The organism is Candidatus Pantoea rara, assembly GCF_051136265.1.
GTDB lineage: Bacteria > Pseudomonadota > Gammaproteobacteria > Enterobacterales > Enterobacteriaceae > Pantoea > Pantoea rara.
The window spans coordinates 1199477-1216688 of record NZ_CP194942.1; the positions used below are offsets into that span (position 1 = coordinate 1199477).

15 protein-coding genes are annotated in these 17212 nt (G+C 52.8%); 14 read left to right on the forward strand and 1 reads right to left on the reverse strand.

Annotated elements, in window-relative coordinates; translation table 11 throughout:
• Nucleotides 1-21 precede the first annotated feature (21 nt).
• Nucleotides 22-921, reverse strand: coding sequence for a DMT family transporter (locus ACR8BF_RS05845; RefSeq protein ID WP_434745689.1), 900 nt, complete (start codon nucleotides 919-921; stop codon nucleotides 22-24).
• 177 nt (nucleotides 922-1098) lie between these two features.
• Here ACR8BF_RS05845 and ACR8BF_RS05850 point away from each other — a divergent pair, with 177 nt between their 5' ends.
• From ACR8BF_RS05850 to ACR8BF_RS05915, 14 genes are all read left to right on the forward strand, one after another.
• Entirely contained in the window at nucleotides 1099-1968 is an 870-nt protein-coding gene (locus tag ACR8BF_RS05850; RefSeq protein ID WP_434745690.1) for a helix-turn-helix domain-containing protein, read from the forward strand.
• Between the two features lie 567 nt (nucleotides 1969-2535).
• The gene (gene tssB / locus ACR8BF_RS05855; RefSeq protein WP_179895142.1) at nucleotides 2536-3036 is read left to right on the forward strand and encodes a type VI secretion system contractile sheath small subunit; all 501 of its coding nucleotides are present in this window, start codon (nucleotides 2536-2538) and stop codon (nucleotides 3034-3036) included.
• Between the two features lie 39 nt (nucleotides 3037-3075).
• Nucleotides 3076-4617 carry a type VI secretion system contractile sheath large subunit gene (gene tssC / locus ACR8BF_RS05860; RefSeq protein WP_434745691.1) on the forward strand — a complete coding sequence of 514 codons (1542 nt, stop codon included), beginning with the start codon at nucleotides 3076-3078 and terminating at the stop codon, nucleotides 4615-4617.
• A 16-nt stretch (nucleotides 4618-4633) separates the two neighbouring features.
• Entirely contained in the window at nucleotides 4634-5974 is a 1341-nt protein-coding gene (tssK, locus tag ACR8BF_RS05865) for a type VI secretion system baseplate subunit TssK (protein WP_434745692.1), read from the forward strand.
• On the forward strand, nucleotides 5971-6660 hold the full coding sequence (gene tssL, locus ACR8BF_RS05870; RefSeq protein WP_434745693.1) for a type VI secretion system protein TssL, short form: 690 nt from the start codon (nucleotides 5971-5973) through the stop codon (nucleotides 6658-6660). Before tssK ends, tssL begins: the two co-directional genes overlap by 4 nt.
• The gene (locus tag ACR8BF_RS05875) at nucleotides 6657-8366 is read left to right on the forward strand and encodes an OmpA family protein (protein WP_434745694.1); all 1710 of its coding nucleotides are present in this window, start codon (nucleotides 6657-6659) and stop codon (nucleotides 8364-8366) included. The genes tssL and ACR8BF_RS05875 overlap by 4 nt, the downstream gene beginning before the upstream one ends.
• Before the next feature lie 5 nt (nucleotides 8367-8371).
• Nucleotides 8372-8863 (forward strand): type VI secretion system effector Hcp, encoded by a 492-nt coding sequence (hcp, locus tag ACR8BF_RS05880; protein ID WP_292991971.1) that lies wholly within the window; start codon nucleotides 8372-8374, stop codon nucleotides 8861-8863.
• 176 nt (nucleotides 8864-9039) lie between these two features.
• A complete protein-coding gene (gene tssH, locus ACR8BF_RS05885; protein ID WP_434745695.1) occupies nucleotides 9040-11703 on the forward strand; it encodes a type VI secretion system ATPase TssH in 2664 nt (887 codons plus the stop codon).
• Nucleotides 11700-14219, forward strand: a complete 2520-nt coding sequence (locus tag ACR8BF_RS05890) for a type VI secretion system Vgr family protein (protein WP_434745696.1) — start codon at nucleotides 11700-11702, stop codon at nucleotides 14217-14219. Before tssH ends, ACR8BF_RS05890 begins: the two co-directional genes overlap by 4 nt.
• The gene (locus ACR8BF_RS05895) at nucleotides 14212-14502 is read left to right on the forward strand and encodes a hypothetical protein (RefSeq protein ID WP_434745697.1); all 291 of its coding nucleotides are present in this window, start codon (nucleotides 14212-14214) and stop codon (nucleotides 14500-14502) included. Before ACR8BF_RS05890 ends, ACR8BF_RS05895 begins: the two co-directional genes overlap by 8 nt.
• Nucleotides 14486-15427: a hypothetical protein gene (locus ACR8BF_RS05900; protein ID WP_434745698.1), complete on the forward strand. Its 942-nt coding sequence runs from the start codon at nucleotides 14486-14488 to the stop codon at nucleotides 15425-15427. The genes ACR8BF_RS05895 and ACR8BF_RS05900 overlap by 17 nt, the downstream gene beginning before the upstream one ends.
• 2 nt (nucleotides 15428-15429) lie before the next feature.
• Nucleotides 15430-15843 carry a hypothetical protein gene (locus ACR8BF_RS05905; protein ID WP_434745699.1) on the forward strand — a complete coding sequence of 138 codons (414 nt, stop codon included), beginning with the start codon at nucleotides 15430-15432 and terminating at the stop codon, nucleotides 15841-15843.
• 505 nt (nucleotides 15844-16348) lie between these two features.
• On the forward strand, nucleotides 16349-16651 hold the full coding sequence (locus ACR8BF_RS05910; RefSeq protein WP_434745700.1) for a hypothetical protein: 303 nt from the start codon (nucleotides 16349-16351) through the stop codon (nucleotides 16649-16651).
• A 161-nt stretch (nucleotides 16652-16812) separates the two neighbouring features.
• Nucleotides 16813-17175, forward strand: coding sequence for a hypothetical protein (locus ACR8BF_RS05915; protein WP_434745701.1), 363 nt, complete (start codon nucleotides 16813-16815; stop codon nucleotides 17173-17175).
• Nucleotides 17176-17212: the final 37 nt, after the last annotated feature.

Below are 17212 nucleotides of genomic sequence, written 5' to 3' on the forward strand. Positions count from 1 at the left end.
GGGCCTCAGCCCGCTTCGGCGTCAGATGATTACCCGGCGACAGCTTGCCGGCCAGCGGGCAAACATCACGACATTGCCCAGCAAAATCATGACAAGGCCAGGGATGGCGCTGGCATGCCACTCATACCCCTCAAAGTGGGTAGAAAGTGCCAGCGCAACCAATGGAAACAACACCGTTGTGTAGGCAGCCCGACTGGCGCCGATACGTCCCACCAGCGTAAAATAGGCCCCGAATCCCATCACCGATCCCACGATGGCCAGATACGTTAAGGCCCCAATCCACTGCGTATTCCAGGCTGGCTGCAGCGAAACACCCTGTAGCAGCGAGACCAGTGCCATCATCAGCGCACCGTATAACATGCCGTAGCTGTTGGTTGTCAGCACGTCGCGCTGGAGACGCTGATGCCGCTGACTGATCATATTGCCGAAAGAAAATCCCAGCGTGCCCAGCGCACTTAATCCAATGCCCCACATCAATCCGGCAGAGGCCTGCGTACTACGCAGATCGTGCCAGAACAACGCAACAATGCCTGCCATGCCCAGTGCTATCGCCGGAATCAGGCGTGCAGAAGGACGCTGACGGAAAAATATCCATTGATTAATAGCGTTGTACATCACAGCCATTGAGAAAATCACTGACTCCAGCCCGCTGCTGATATAGCCAGAAGCGTAATAGAAACAAACGAAGTTGAAGCCAAAGACGCAGCCCCCCTGCAGCACACAGAAGAGGTGGTCCTGTAGTGTTAGCCTGTGCAGCCGTTTTATCAGCTTTAGCAGCAATAGCATGACCAGTGAAGCCAGCAAGAAGCGCCAGAAAACAGCGACGGTGACGGCATTGATGCCCGCAGACTGTTGCGCATAGATAGCAATCCAGGTGGTACCCCAGATGAGGACAACTGAGAGATACAAAAAAAGATTCATTGCGAGATTCTCCACTGCAAAACGCCGAGTCTGCACCAGTAAACCGATCGGTTCTTACAGCAGCTTGCGCAGCATTTGCAAAATCTTGCGCATTTTTGCCGTCCGTCCCATTGTGGCCTGTTCTCTGTCCCGCGCAATCCGTAAACTGGCCCTCTGTTTATCTGAGCTGATACCCCGATGAGCCGTTACCAGACCTTTGACATGCTGCAACGCCACAAAGCACAACTGCGTGATCAGGTGCACCTTCACAGCGGCATTCAGCTGGCGGCCTGGTTCAATAGTGGCGATCGCGTAACCAACCTTAGCGATCATCACACGCTGAGCCTTTATGTGGCGGGCGGCTACGATACCTGGCATAAAACTGCGCACGGCTGGCGTAACGGTGGTGCACCGGATCGCTTCTGTCTGATGCCTTCTGGCACGGAGTCAACCTGGGATCTGCGTGCCGATCTCGCTTTTGTTCATCTTTATTGCAGTGAAAATCAGCTGCGGCAGCTGGCCGAACAGGTCTGGGACCGCAGTCCGGCGCAATTAAATTTGCATGAAAAAGTCTTTTCTACGGATGACCGTATTACCCAGCTCTATCGGCACTTCCTGCTGAGCAGCGACTGGCAACAGCCCGCCAGCCAGCTGACATTAAGCAGCGCATCAACACTGCTTCTGACCCATCTGTTGCAACACTACAGCGACGTAAAGTGGCAATTGCCCCAGGTGCGCGGCGGACTGGCTCCGGTGGTATTACGACGTGTTCTGGAATTTATTGAAACCCATCTCGACCAGCCTTTAACCCTGACGGTGCTGGCGCAGGAAGCGGCATTAAGTGAATTTCACTTTGCCCGTATGTTCCGTCACACCACGGGCGAAGCGCCACACCAGTTTGTGATGCGTCGTCGCATGGATCGCGCGAGGACAATGCTTGCGCATCCCGATTTGACGCTGACCGCGATTGCTCTTCAGTGTGGTTTCCACTCTTCTGCGCATTTCAGCCATCGTTTCCGTCAGGTCTATGGCATGACGCCTTCTGCGTGTCGACGGGGGAGTCGCTGATCTTCCTGGCAGCAAAAGGCGTTATGTGAAGCGCATAATAACACCAAAAATAATTAACATTTTTTATGTTTAAACTTAACCCTTTTGGGTTAAGTTTCGTCATCAATTTCTGACTCAATTCTATAAAATAGTCATTAACCGCACTTTTTAGCCGTCAGTCATTTTACGGCTCAATTCTCAATTGAACAGTGGAATGAAGTATCTTGAAATCCCAGATTTCATGCACCCGCGAGCGAGCTTCTTAAGAAAACTCTTATATATCAGATCACTATATCCTGACTCCTCGCACGCCCTCTCTGTTACATTTTGTTTCATCTTATCATTTCCTTTAGCTGTTCCACTATTTTTACACTCACGCTATTGGTGTTTATCTGAAAATTAATTTTACGGATTCACGCTTCTGAACCGCGTCATATCGCCAGTAGATGGAATGTACTCGCTTCTGCCCGCAGCGCCTGTTTTGAGATGAATGTTTAATAGCAGGAATGATTTATGGCAGGGGTAGCCGTTCTTAACATTTGACGCTGGCTGTGGCGGTTTCTATCACTCCATAGAACAGGGACAGCCATGTCTAACTCTTCCTTTCAGTCCGAAATACCCAAGGCACGTATTAATTTAAAACTTGATTTGCATACGGGCGGTGCGAGCAAAAAAACCGAACTCCCCCTGAAATTACTGGTGGCAGGCGACTTCAGTCATGGTCAGGAGTCTGCACCTCTGTCTGAGCGAAAAAAAGTTAATCTGAACAAAAATAACTTTGACTCAGTACTTTCCGAATATTCCCCAAACGTCAATCTGACCGTTAAAAACACGCTGGCTGATGACGGCAGCGAAGACAACATCAGCCTGACCTTCCGGAGCATGAAGGATTTCACCCCGGAGCAGGTCTCCCGTCAAATACCTCAGCTAAAGGCGATGCTGTCCATGCGCAATCTGCTTCGCGACTTAAAAGCTAACCTGCTGGATAATCAGGCTTTCCGAAAAGAGCTGGAAAAAATTCTGCTCGACCCGGCATTAAGCGCAGAACTCCGCGCAGAACTGTCTGCTCTGGCCCCGAAACAGCCATAACGGTCAGGATGATTTAACGGATTAATAAGGAGGATATTGATGTCTGTAAAAATTGAGAATGTCGCGGGTGGCGAGAGTGTGGTGCTGGAACGTCCGGCTGCTGGTGGGGTTTATGCGTCTCTGTTTAAAAAAATCAATCTGAACCCGGTCTCCGAACTCAGTGCACTGGATATCTGGCAGGATGCGCAGGCGATGTCGGATGCGACTGCGGATGAACGTTTAACGGCGGGGATGCAGGTATTTCTGGAATGCCTGACGAAAGCGGGCTCAAAAGTTGAAAAACTCGACAAAAACCTGATTGACCATCATATCGCGGAGCTGGACTACCAGATTAGCCGTCAGCTGGATGCGGTAATGCATAGCGAAGAATTCCAGGCGGTGGAGAGCCTGTGGCGGGGCGTGAAATCGCTGGTCGACAAAGCTGATTTCCGTCAGAACGTGAAAGTTGAACTGCTGGATATGTCCAAAGAAGACCTGCGTCAGGACTTCGAAGACTGCCCGGAAATCATCCAGAGTGGATTGTATAAACACACCTATGTTAACGAGTATGACACCCCTGGCGGTGAGCCGATTGCCGCGCTGATTTCCGGCTACGAATTTGATGCTTCCGCTCAGGATGTAACGCTTCTGCGCAACATCTCTAAAGTGTCTGCTGCTGCGCATATGCCGTTTATCGGCTCCGCAGGCCCGAAATTTTTCCTCAAGGATTCGATGGAGGAAGTGGCGGCTATAAAAGATATCGGTAACTACTTTGACCGCGCTGAATATATCAAATGGAAGTCCTTTCGCGAGACGGACGATTCCCGCTATATCGGTCTGGTGATGCCGCGTGTCCTGGGCCGTCTGCCATATGGCCCGGATACCGTGCCGGTGCGCAGCTTCAATTACGTGGAAGAAGTGAAAGGCCCGGATCACGACAAATACCTCTGGACCAACGCCTCATTTGCCTTTGCATCCAACATGGTTCGCAGTTTTATTAATAACGGCTGGTGTGTGCAAATCCGTGGCCCGCAGGCCGGTGGTGCCGTTCAGGATCTGCCTATTCATCTGTACGATCTGGGCACCGGCAATCAGGTCAAGATCCCATCTGAAGTGATGATCCCTGAAACCCGTGAGTTTGAGTTTGCCAATCTCGGCTTCATTCCGCTCTCCTACTACAAGAACCGTGACTATGCGTGCTTCTTCTCGGCGAACTCGACCCAGAAACCAGCCCTATATGACACCGCGGATGCCACAGCCAACAGCCGCATCAATGCCCGTCTGCCTTACATCTTCCTGCTGTCACGCATTGCTCACTACCTGAAGCTGATTCAGCGTGAAAACATCGGCACCACCAAGGACCGCCGTTTGCTGGAGCTCGAGCTCAACACCTGGGTGCGTAGTCTGGTGACGGAAATGACCGATCCGGGCGACGAGCTGCAGGCGTCTCACCCGCTGCGCGATGCCAAAGTGGTGGTGGAAGATATCGAAGATAACCCGGGCTTCTTCCGTGTGAAGCTGTATGCGGTACCGCACTTCCAGGTGGAAGGGATGGACGTCAACCTATCACTGGTTTCCCAGATGCCGAAGGCGAAATCCTAAGTAAGGCAGGAAGCCCATGAAAACGGAACAACCGTTATGGGGCAGAGGCCAGATGGTCTCTCCCCAGCACTTCCAGCAACAGGCCGCGTATGCGGCCTGGTCTGTGGAATGTATCGCCCGGCTGGGTCTTGCCCAGCCCTGGGGAATGATCGAGGCCACGTTTGAGCCGGATGCACTGAAGCTGGGTTGTCTGCAGGCCCGTCATCTGCATATCCGCTTCCCTGACGGGACGCTTATCGATACGGATAATGCGGACGACCTGCCACCGGTGCTGTCGCTTGAGAGCGAGTCGCAGGCCGTGACGGTGGTCCTCGCCCTGCCGCTGCTGCGGGCCAATGGTGGCAACTGCCTGAAGCCTGATGAAGTGGCTGAACGCCCGGTACGTTTCCGCCAGCGCTGGCGGGATGTCCGCAACCGCTTTGGTGAAGATACTCGCCAGATTGCGGTCATTCAGCCTGAACTGACTCTGCGCTTTGCCCATCAGAACAACAGCGATTACCTGACCTGTCCGGTTGCGCGTCTGCAGCAGAACTCGCAGGGTAACTGGGCACCCGATGAGGCCTTTCTTCCTCCTCTGTTAGCGCTGCAGGGCAGCCGCTGGCTGGTCACCCAACTGGACCAACTGATGACGCAACTGCGTGCGCGTCTGACTCGTCTGATGGCCATGCGCCGTGAAAGCAATGAGCGGATGGCCGATTTTGCCGTGGCCGATGTGTCCCTGTTCTGGTTGCTCAATGCGCTGAACAGTGCTGAGCCGGTACTGGGGCAGTTCCAGCGTCACCCGCAAAGTCCGCCTGAGCGTCTGTATCCAGAGCTGGCAAGGCTCGCGGGCAGCCTGCTGACCTTCTCACTGGAGCACCAGGTCAGTGCCATTCCGGCCTGGCAGCATGAGCAGCTGAATAACGTCTTCCCGCCGCTGTTTGATTTGCTGGGCGATCTGCTGGAAGCCAGTCTGCCGTCGCGGGTGGTTTCCATTGAACTGGATTACGATCCGCGTCTGCATTTCTGGCAGGCCCGTCTGCACGATCCGCGTCTGCGCGAAGGCGCCGATTATTACCTCTCCGTTCGTTCGCCGATGTCGGTGGCACAGCTGCAGGAGCAGTTCCCGCGCCAGTGCAAGGTCGGCAGTCCCGATCACGTTCGCAGTATCGTCAACTCCTCCCGCGTGGGGGTGCCGCTGACGCCACTGCGTCATGTGCCGGCCGCCATTCCGCTGCGCCTGGAAAATCAGTATTTCAACCTTGATGTGACACACCCACTGGCCACCGAGATGTTGCAAAGCGGCAGTTGCATGTTTTATGTCCCGGGGATGCTCGGCGAGCCTGAACTTGAACTCTTTGCGGTACTGAGAACATGAATGAGTGCAAACGCGGCGCGGCCGCGTCCATCGATATTGATGAGCTGCTGCAGGATACCTGGCTGCAGGTCATCAGTCTGCGCCACGGCCCGACGTTTCAGGATGGTGAGGGGCAGGTCCTGTGGGAGCGCTGTATTGCCGATGTGGAGCGGGTCCGGCAAGAGCTGAAAGCGCGTGAGCTGGACGAGGCGGGCTGTCAGCACATTCTTGCCGCGCAGTGTGCCCTGCTCGATGAGGCGGTGAAAGGTCGGGGCGTGGAGGATGACGCCTGCGTGCAGTGGTACAACATTCCGCTGCAGGGGCATTTCCTGGGCACCATGGATGCTGGCGATACGCTCTGTGACCGGATGCATGATGTCCTGCGTGAACCCGCCCCCGATGCGGCTGTACTGACCTGTTTTCAGCGGGTGATGATGCTGGGGTTCCTCGGCAACTACCGCTCTCTGAACGATCCGGCGCGGCAGTCCCTCGTCAGTGCGCTCAGTGAGCACGTCGCCCCCTTCAGCTATCCGCAGCCCCCCCCGGTACTGGCAGAAAGTCGTGCCGGACGGGGCATGGGGGGCTGGCTGGCCTCCTGGCCGGCGCGTATCGGCCTGAGTCTGCTCGTTGTGACGGTGCTCTGGTGGGGGCTGGACTGCTGGCTTGACCAGACCCTGAAAGCCCTGTTGCCGGGAGCGGTGAAATGAGTCCTGCACAACAGCGCGGACTGGCATTGTGGGCTGCTCTGCTGAGCGCCGTGGTGTGCCTTGGGTTTCTCCCGGTGTCACAGCCGGTCTCGATCCTGCTTCTGCTGGGGACGCTGGGGGGCATCGTGGCGTGCTGGTTTGTGGCAAGCCGTCGCCAGAAGCAGGGCGATACTCTGAATCTGAATGACCTGCCTGACGCCACTTACCGCCAGCCGGTGGTGCTGGTCTGCGGCGATCTGCCTCAGGCCTGGTCACAGCCGTCTCAGGTTCTGACCGTCACCCAGGGGTGCTGGATCCGGGTTGAAGACCATCAGGACCTGGAGCAGGTGGCGCGTCAGCTGTTATGGCTTCGTCCGGACTGGGGGCGGCAGCTGTCGGTAATGGTCAGCGTTTGCCCTCAGAAGCACGCAGACCGTGAAGCTCTGACCAGTCGTCTGCTGGCTTTGCGCTGGCAAATCAGCCAGCTGCGTAAGAAGAGTGGTCATTCCGTGCCACTGGTTCTGAACGGTCAGGCAGGCAGCGTCATGATGAACGACATGCTCTGGCAGGCGGCAATACCTGGCGAAGGGGGCAGCGTCTGGCGAGGATCGTCAGCGCCCTGCTCGATTGCCAGCTGGGTCACCACCGGCGGGGCGATGGCGATGCAGCAACAGGTACTGATGAACAGCCTGATGAGCTGGTTCCACCATCACGTTAAAGCGGTCTTCATGGATGAAAATCCGGATATCCCGGCCATTGCCCCGACCGCCGTGCTGTGGGGAATTGGGCCCATTCTGGCTGGCAGCCTGGCCTCATCCCTCTGGACAGCATCATTATCCCGCCACACCGCGATGCAACACGTCGCCGGATGGCAGCCCGTTGGCACCGACAGCACGGTGATGTCACTGTTCCCTGACTTTGTTCTGCCGCTGCTGCCAGAAGGCCAGGGGCTGACACCGCGGTGCAGGACGCTGCGTTGTGCTCTCGGGATGTTCACCCTGGCGGCGATGGCGGCACTGCTCAGCAGTGGCTGGAATAATCACCAGTTGCTGCAGCGAGTAAGCTTTGACATCACCCACTATGACCACATTTCGATGGATGATTACGGCCCGAAAGCAGAGGCCGTGAAGGTGCTGCGTCAGGACGGCGCACTGCTGGATAACTGGTCGCGTAACGGTGAACCACTGAACATGAGTCTGGGTCTGTATCAGGGCGGGCATCTGCGCATGCCGGTGCTGGAAGCGATCCGCTCGTATGTGCCCCCGCCGCCGCCGCCCAAACCGCAGCCGAAACCCAAACCGGTTCCGAAAATCGTTCGTCTCGACAGCATGTCGCTGTTCGATTCCGGTAAATCTGAACTGAAATCGGGCTCCACCAAAATGCTGGTGACCTCCCTGGTCGGCATTAAGGCCAAACCGGGCTGGCTGATTGTGGTCAGTGGCCACACCGATAACACCGGCAACCCTCAACTGAATCAGACGCTCTCCCTGAGGCGTGCCGAAGCGGTACGTAACTGGATGCGTGACACCGGCGATGTGCCGGAAAGCTGTTTTGCGGTGCAGGGCTATGGCGAAAGCCGCCCGGTCGCAACGAACGACACCCCGGAAGGGCGCGCACTTAACCGTCGTGTCGAAATCAGTCTGGTTCCGCAGGCCGACGCCTGTCAGATACCGGGCAATCCCCTGGCGTCATCGGATGATGGCGCAGATAAAACTGTAATGGAGTAAATCACATGGCAATTCCTGTTTATCTTTGGCTGAAAGACGACGGCGGCGCGGACATCAAAGGGTCTGTGGACGTTCAGGATCGCGAAGGCAGCATCGAAGTGGTGGCACAGAAACACGATCTGTACATCCCGACCGACAACAACACCGGCAAGCTGACCGGTACCCGTATCCACACCCCGTTCCTGTTCACCAAGGAAATCGACTCCTCAAGCCCGTACCTGTACAAGGCGGTGACCACCGGTCAGACCCTGAAGTCTGCTGAATTCAAGTGGTACAAAATCAACGACGCGGGTCAGGAAGTGGAGTACTTCAACACCAAACTGGAAAACGTGAAAGTGGTGAAGGTGAATCCTGAAATGTATGACATCAAGGATCCATCCAAAGAGAAGCATAACCACCTTGAGCGCATTGAACTGCGCTACGAAAAAATCACCTGGACCTACAAAGACGGCAACATCATTCATTCCGATTCCTGGAACGAACGCGCCACCGCGTAAGACCAGAAGTGGGCAGCACATCCTGCCCGCTTTTTTGTTTTTGCTGAACGTCTGCCCTGCGGGCGCTGAGCAAAGAACCCCACAAACTGCCAGCCTGACCGTATGCGCTTTGGTACCCTTCCCGGGAAACAGCGATGGGCGGTAGCGTGTCCAGGAAACGACAAAGAGAGAAAGTCATGGAAAATCCAGCCATTCTGCTGCGACGTCTGAACCCTTACTGTGCCCGTGCGATGGAAGGGGCGGCTTCGCTCTGCCAGACCCGGGCGCATGCAGAAATTTTGCCTGAGCACTGGCTGCTGAAACTGCTTGAGCAGGGTGAAGGTGACCTGACGGTGCTGGCCCGCCGTTATGAGTGGGATATGGATGCGCTGTGGCAGGACATGCTGGCCTGGCTGGATAATCAGCCCCGCTCAGTTCGTCAGCGTCCACAGCTGTCCGCCAGCGTTCAGACCCTCCTGCAGGAAGCCTGGCTACTGGCGTCCCTTGCCGGGGAAGAACAGATCCGCAGTGTTCATCTGCTGATGGCGCTGGTTGCTCAGCCAAAACTGGCGCGCTGCGATGGCCTTTGGCCATTGCTGACGCTGGGCCAGAGCCAGCTTGAGCGACTGCGTCCGTTGCTGGATACGCAATCTGACGAGCGCCCGGACATGCAGCTGGAGGAAGAATTAGCCAAAAGCGATGCGGTTGAGTTCGTGGGTCTCCCGGTCGGCGTTTCTGAAGGCAAAGAAGGCGAGTTGTCGCCTGCGCTGCAGAACGCGCTGGATAAATTCACCCTCGATGTCACCGCCAAAGCGAAAGATGGCAAAATCGACCCGGTGTTTGGCCGTGATACCGAAATTCGCCAGATGGTGGACATCCTCTCCCGTCGCCGTAAAAACAACCCGATCCTGGTCGGCGAGCCGGGTGTCGGTAAAACGGCCCTGGTGGAAGGCCTGGCGCTGCGGATCTCCGAGGGCAATGTGCCCGAAAGCCTGAAAACCGTGGTACTGCGTACTCTGGACCTCGGTCTGCTGCAGGCGGGCGCTGGCGTAAAGGGTGAGTTCGAACAGCGCCTGAAAAATGTCATCGATGCCGTGCAGCATTCGCCGGTGCCTGTCCTGCTGTTTATCGACGAAGCACACACCATCATCGGCGCGGGGAATTCGGCCGGAGGCGCGGATGCGGCCAATCTGCTGAAGCCTGCGCTGGCACGCGGCGAACTGCGCACCATCGCGGCCACTACCTGGTCCGAATACAAACAGTATTTCGAGCGTGATGCCGCGCTGGAGCGCCGCTTCCAGATGGTGAAAGTGGACGAGCCGGACGACGACACCGCCTGCCTGATGCTCAGGGGCCTGAAATCCCGCTACGCGGAACACCATGGCGTACATATCACTGACGATGCCGTCCGTGCCGCCGTCACGCTTTCTCGCCGCTACCTGACGGGCCGCCAGCTGCCGGACAAAGCCGTTGACCTGCTCGATACGGCCTCTGCCCGTGTGCGCATGAGTCTCGACACCGTGCCGGAAGCGCTGACGCAGTTTCGGGCGCAGCTCACTGCCCTGGACATCGAAAAGCAGGCGCTGCTGGAAGATATCGCGCTGGGTAATCATCGCCACGACGAACGCCTGGCGGCGATTGAACAACAGCAGAACGATCTTATTGTTGAGCTCGACGTGCTGGAAACCCAGTATGGCCGCGAGCTGAGCCTGACGGAACAGCTGTTTGACGTGCGTCAGGACATCAGCCGTCAGACCGATATCAACAACCTGCAAAACCAGCTCTCCACGCTGCAGGGCAGCACGCCGTTGCTCTCGCTGGACGTGGGCCCCCGCACCGTGGCCAACGTGATTGCCGACTGGACCGGCGTGCCGCTCTCCTCACTGATGAAAGATGAGCAGACCGAATTGCTGACCCTGGAAGCTGAAATCGGTAAGCGCGTGGTGGGTCAGGATATGTCCCTCAATGCCATTGCGCAGCGTCTGCGGGCGGCGAAAACCGGTCTGACGTCTGAGAACGGCCCTCAGGGCGTGTTCCTCCTGGTCGGTTCGAGTGGAGTCGGTAAAACCGAGACCGCGCTGGCGCTGGCCGATGTGCTGTACGGTGGTGAAAAGTCACTCATTACCATCAACCTGTCCGAATACCAGGAGCCGCACACCGTTTCCCAGCTGAAGGGCTCCCCGCCGGGTTACGTCGGTTACGGCCAGGGCGGTATTCTGACCGAAGCGGTGCGCAAGCGTCCGTACAGCGTGGTACTGCTCGATGAAGTGGAAAAAGCCCACCGCGACGTGATGAATCTGTTCTATCAGGTCTTCGACCGCGGCTTTATGCGCGACGGCGAAGGGCGTGAAATTGACTTCCGTAATACCGTTATTCTGATGACCTCGAACCTTGGCAGCGACCACCTCATGCAGCTGCTGGATGAACAGCCAGACGCCAGCGAAAGCGACCTGCACGAACTGCTGCGCCCGATTTTACGTGACCACTTCCAGCCCGCGCTGCTGGCCCGTTTCCAGACCGTGATTTACCGCCCTCTGGCGGAAGCGGCCATCCGCACCATCGTGGAGATGAAGCTCAGCCAGGTGAGCCAGCGCCTGAAGCGTCACTACGGGCTGACCACGCAGATTGGCGATAGCCTGTATGACACGCTGACCGTGGCCTGCCTGTTGCCGGATACCGGTGCGCGTAACGTTGATAGTCTTCTCAACCAGCAAATCCTGCCAGTACTGAGTCAGCAGTTGCTGACCCATATGGCCGCGAAGCAGAAGCCCAAATTACTGACCCTGGAGTGGAGCGACGAGGAGGGCATTGTACTGGAGTTTGATACCCCAGCCACTGAACCAGAAGGAACTGACGCATGAGCACGAATTTTAAAATCCTCTTCAGCCACAATCACCACGGGCTTTCGGTAAAAGGCTGTGAGTCCGGGCTGGACGTTCTGGCCTTTGAGGGTCACGAAGCCCTGAGTCAACCGTTCAGCTACCGTATTGAGTTCACCAGTGGCGATCATGCTATCAGTAAGGAAATGATGCTGATGAAAGCCGCTTCCCTGACGCTGCAGGCACCGGTGGATCAAGGCTATGGCATTAAGGTGCAACAGGCCGTTCGCGTCATTCAGGGGGTAGTCAGCGGTTTTGAATGCCTCAGTACCTCAAAAGACGAAACACACTATGCCCTGACGCTGACCCCACGTCTGGCGTTGCTCAGCCGTTCACACCAGAACGCCATCTACCAGGATATGTCGGTTCCACAGATTGTTGAAAAAATTCTGCGCGAGCGCCACAACATGCGCGGCCAGGATTTTCTGTTCTCACTGACTCAGGACTATCCGCGCCGCGAGCAGGTGATGCAGTACGGCGAGGACGATCTGCATTTTATCACCCGCCTGCTGGGCGAAGTAGGCATCTGGTTCCGCTTTACCACCGACACGCGCCTCAATATTGATGTGGTGGAATTTTACGACAGCCAGCAGGGCAATGAGAAAGGCCTGACCCTGCCATCTGTGCCGCCATCCGGCCAGCACTCAAAAGGGGTGGACTCGGTCTGGGGCATGGAGTGCCACCACGCGGTGGTGCAAAAGCAGGTCAGCACCCGCGATTACAACTACCGCGCGGCAAACGAGGACATGAACATCCAGGTCGATGTGACCCGGGGGGACGCCACCACCTACGGTGATGCCTATCACTATGCCGACAATTACCTGACGCCGGGCAGTAAATACGACCGCCATCCGGCCCCGGAATCCGGGGCGTTCTGTGCCCGTATTCGCCACGAACGTTACCTGAATGGTCAGACACAAACCCGCGCCATCACCAGCTGCCCGACACTCTTTCCGGGTATGCTGTTAAAGGTCACCGGCGGCTATGAGGTGGCAGAGGTGTTTGCGCAGGGCGTGGTCGTCACGGCGATGCACACGCACGCCCGTCGTGACGAAGATTTTGGTGTTAATTTTGAGGGTATCCCGGACAGCCCCGATTTTGGCTTCCGCCCGGAGCCCGGTGACCGTCCGGTGATGGCCGGCACCCTGCCGGCACGCGTCACCAGTACCAAAGAGAACGATACCTACGGACACATTGACCGCGATGGCCGCTACCGCGTCAACATGCTGTTCGACCGTGATATTTGGGAGACCGGTTTTGAAAGCCTGTGGGTACGCCAGTCACGCCCGTATGCTGGTGACACCTACGGTCTGCACCTGCCGCTGCTGGCAGGGACCGAAGTGGCGATTGGTTTTGAAGACGGCAACCCGGACAGGCCGTATATCTCCGGCGTACTGCACGACTCGGCGCACGGCGACCATGTCACTATCCAGAACTACAAACGTAACGTCCTGCGCACTCCGGCGAACAACAAAATTCGCCTCGACGATGAACGCGGAAAAGAGCATATCAAGGTCAGCACGGAGTACGGTGGCAAAAGCCAGCTCAATCTCGGGCATCTGGTGGACAGTGAGAAACAACAGCGCGGGGAGGGTTTTGAACTCAGAACCGACAGCCGGGGAGCCATCCGGGCGAAGAAAGGGATGTTCATCAGCGCCGATGGCCAGACGAAAGCACAGGGCCAGGTGCTGGAGATGCAGCCGGCGGTCAGCAATCTGGGTGACGCCCGGGAGCAGATGACATCCATCTCCGATGACGCGCAGAAGGCGACCGCGAACCCGGCGGACCTCCAGGCACAAATCAAACTGCTGGAACAGCAGCTTACAGACCTCAAAAAATCGGTACTGCTGCTCAGTGCACCGGAGGGTATGGCGCTGAGCAGCGGACAGCATCTGCAGGTATCTGCCGGGCAGAACCTGATAGCCACTGCCGGTAAAAATGCGGACGTCAGCGTGGTGAAAAATCTGTTCATCGGTGTGGGCAACGCCCTGAGCGTGTTTGTTCGTAAGCTGGGGATCAAACTCATTGCGAACCAGGGGCCGGTAAAAATACAGGCGCAGAATGACCTGATGGAATTGCTGGCACGTAAAGAAATCAGCATTGTCAGCACGGAAGATGAAATCAAAATCATCGCGAAGAAGAAGCTGACAGTAAATGGCGGCGGGAGTTATATCACTCTGGATGTTAATGCCATTGAATCTGCGACGATGGGTGATTTCAGAACAAGGGCCGGGCATTATGCCAGACAAACGCGAGCGCAGCATAAGCCTGATATTTCACCTTTAGCCAATGCTATCGACGACGGCAGCCACAATATTCGTTATTTATGTGCAGATGATAATGGAATACCGATGCTGAATACTCCTTACAGGGCATTTTTGGCTGATGGCTCAGTACTGGAAGGTATTAGTGATGATGAAGGGTGTACGAGGCTGTTTACTTCTGCACAGACTCAGGATGTGTTGCTGCATATGATGCCAGGAGTTATCAATGCCTAAGTATAATTTCTACACAAAAATTGAATCGAATGTTCAATTATCCAATCTGTTTTACGATCTTAATGTATATAAAACTGATGCTAATAATAAAAAACATATCCTGTTGTCAGTAACGCAACAACCAATAGATCCTGGTTATTATACTCAGCCTCATGATACGAATGAGACTGATGATGATTTGTCAGTGATCTACATCATAGAAATTAATTTGTACCGTAAACACGGTGGCAAGTTGATTTCGGTGCTATCATCCCCGGCGAAAAAAAATGTATACACTTGGTGAAATAGCCTCCGGGAAAGCATACTCTAAAAATAAAAGAGAAAATATCTGTTATTTTGAGACTAAAACTCAGACTAAACCCACGAATGATAACGGTGATGAAAATATTCATAATGTAAAGATCACTTGTCTGGAAAGACCATTTATAGCGAAAGAGTATCCAATCGGCAGTCCTGATGATCCTTTTGATAGACGAAAGATAGAAAACCAGATTGCATCAAGGATGAATCATAGCAGTTATCCTGATCAGGGGCGAACCAGTTTATGCGGGCCTGCTTCCTTCTTTTACTGCCTACAAATGGACAGGCCGGATGTATATAAACAGGCTGCGTATGAACTCTGGTTGTATGGGAAAACTAAAATAGGTACTCTGGATATTTCGCCAGGAGATGGATGCAGACACCCTAAAGGAGCATTCTATGATGATTACGGTAGAGAAGCAGTATCAGGTTTGGACTGGATCACATTAGCTAGCTTGAGGGATTCTGAAAATTCACTAATGAGTTATGATGAAGTGGACGATCAGCTCGCAGGAATAACTATGTGGGGGAAGTTGAGTGAATGGTTTGAAAAAGCAGGATATGAGAAAATATTCGATAATATTAGCCTTACACATGCTAACGAAAAAGATATAGTAAAGCTTAATTCATATGCTAATCAAGGATACAGAGTTGTAACTCTCATATCCGCAGGGATGTTAAAAGGATGGGGGGATGGTGATTCATCGTCAAAGAATCATTGGATTGTTTGGGATAAACCTGTTTGTAAGGTTGTTGGTGGAGATATAACTACCAAAGATAGTGATGAATTAATTGATTTGAAGCTTTTCTCTTGGGGAAGAGTGGATTGGCAAACAAAAGATAAAAGCAGTCTTAGCTACTTTGCTAAGCATGTTTTTGGAGGGTTGGTTTTTAAACCAATAAAATGAGCATGAAAAAAATAATTATTTTTATTATTTTCTTTGTTTCTGCCTGTGCAAATCCAGCACCGAATTTTTCACCAAAAGGAAGTAACCTCCCTGATGGGGTTGTGTGGCAGGACTATTTGGCTGAAATTGAAATAACCAATGCTGTTTTATTCAAAAAAAATATCGATGTAGATATCTCACCTATAGATTCAGGTTTGAAATGGAAGCCTGAAGTGAATACCTTAAAAAGGGGAGGGAGGGAAAGAGAAGAGGAGGACTACCATCACATAATAATTAGTGGTAAACCTAAAAAGATAGGTGAAATACTGATTCATATTCATGGGTACTCTATGGGGACATCAACGCCGGGAAGCCAAATTGATAAGAAATATATGATAAGAATAATTAATTATGAGGATGGTGTTATTTATCGGTAAATTTGGAATATACCCGTAAACATGTTTTAGAGGCTTGACTTTCAACCTGTTGAGTTAAATGTTTTATCTTTTTCTTTAGCTTTATTGTTTCCAGTCGTACCGGTATTAACCCAGTGGTACTGTCTGAAAAATCTTTCTTGGCAAAAGATATAAAGTTGTAAGCTTAATCTCTGCTGGCATTCTATCGGATTTTCCTGGTGATAGCTCATCAAAGAATCATTGGATATTTGGGGCTAAACAAGTGAAGTGCAGTAATGGAGTAGTTATATCCGAACTTACCTCCGGTGAAGATGCTGTGGATTTAAATTTATTCTCGTGGTGGACAGTTGGAAGTCAACTGAAGAATAACATTAGTTTGGGTTCCTTTATGAAACATACATTCGGAAGGTTAGTTTTTAGACCAATTAAATAACATATAATTTTTAGAGTGATTATATGCTCCATTATCTTACTGAGTGCATCATGCTCTTCATCTTATATTGATTATAATCCATCTGGAGATTCCTTGCCGAATGGGAAAGTCGGTGTGATTTATAAGCAAGAGACTATTATCGGAGCTGGTCTAGATGATAATCCGGCATTTCTGACTGATAAAAATGCAAGTGTAAATGTCTATCCCTATGATATAGGACTGCATGTAGTAGCTACAAATAAAAGAAAAGATGGATTGCCTATATACAATCATATTATTACTGGGATGCCATTAAAATCGGGTGAGGTGAAGATATCTATATCTGGCTATACTTATGGCTCTATGTACACGAAAGCTAGTAGAATTGATAAAACCTATTCATTAGAAATTAAATAAATGCAAGGCCAAGTCGATCAATTAGTGAGATCTGTTAATTGAAATGAAGTTTTCTCTTGGAGTGAGGCTTAAGATAATTCACTTCGAGCATCATCAATATTAGTTGAATTTTTAAGTTGTACTTTTGGAGGAATGGTATTCACAAAAATACCATAATTAAAATGAAAAAATATTTTTCGTCATTTCTTTTTACTTTGTTTATGACTGGTTGTGGCAATAATGTTGCATTCGAACCCAATAACTTGCCTGATGGATATGTTGGTCAGAAATATTATGTGCCCATAACTATTTCTGGAGGGACAGGGCCAGTTGTTGATTTTAATTATGATATTCACCCATCAAATTCAGGTTTGAAATTGATATTTGCTGAAAAAAAATATCATACAAAATATATATATAATAACTTCACTATTCAAGGTAAGCCAAAAACACAAGGAATTATAACAATTAGCATAACTGGCGGTTTGGTTGCTAGTGCTGGGGGAACTTTCGTAAAGAAATACGAGGTTAATGTTTTGAATTAGATTGATGGCGTAAGTGTTGCTGTCAAAATTTTAAATT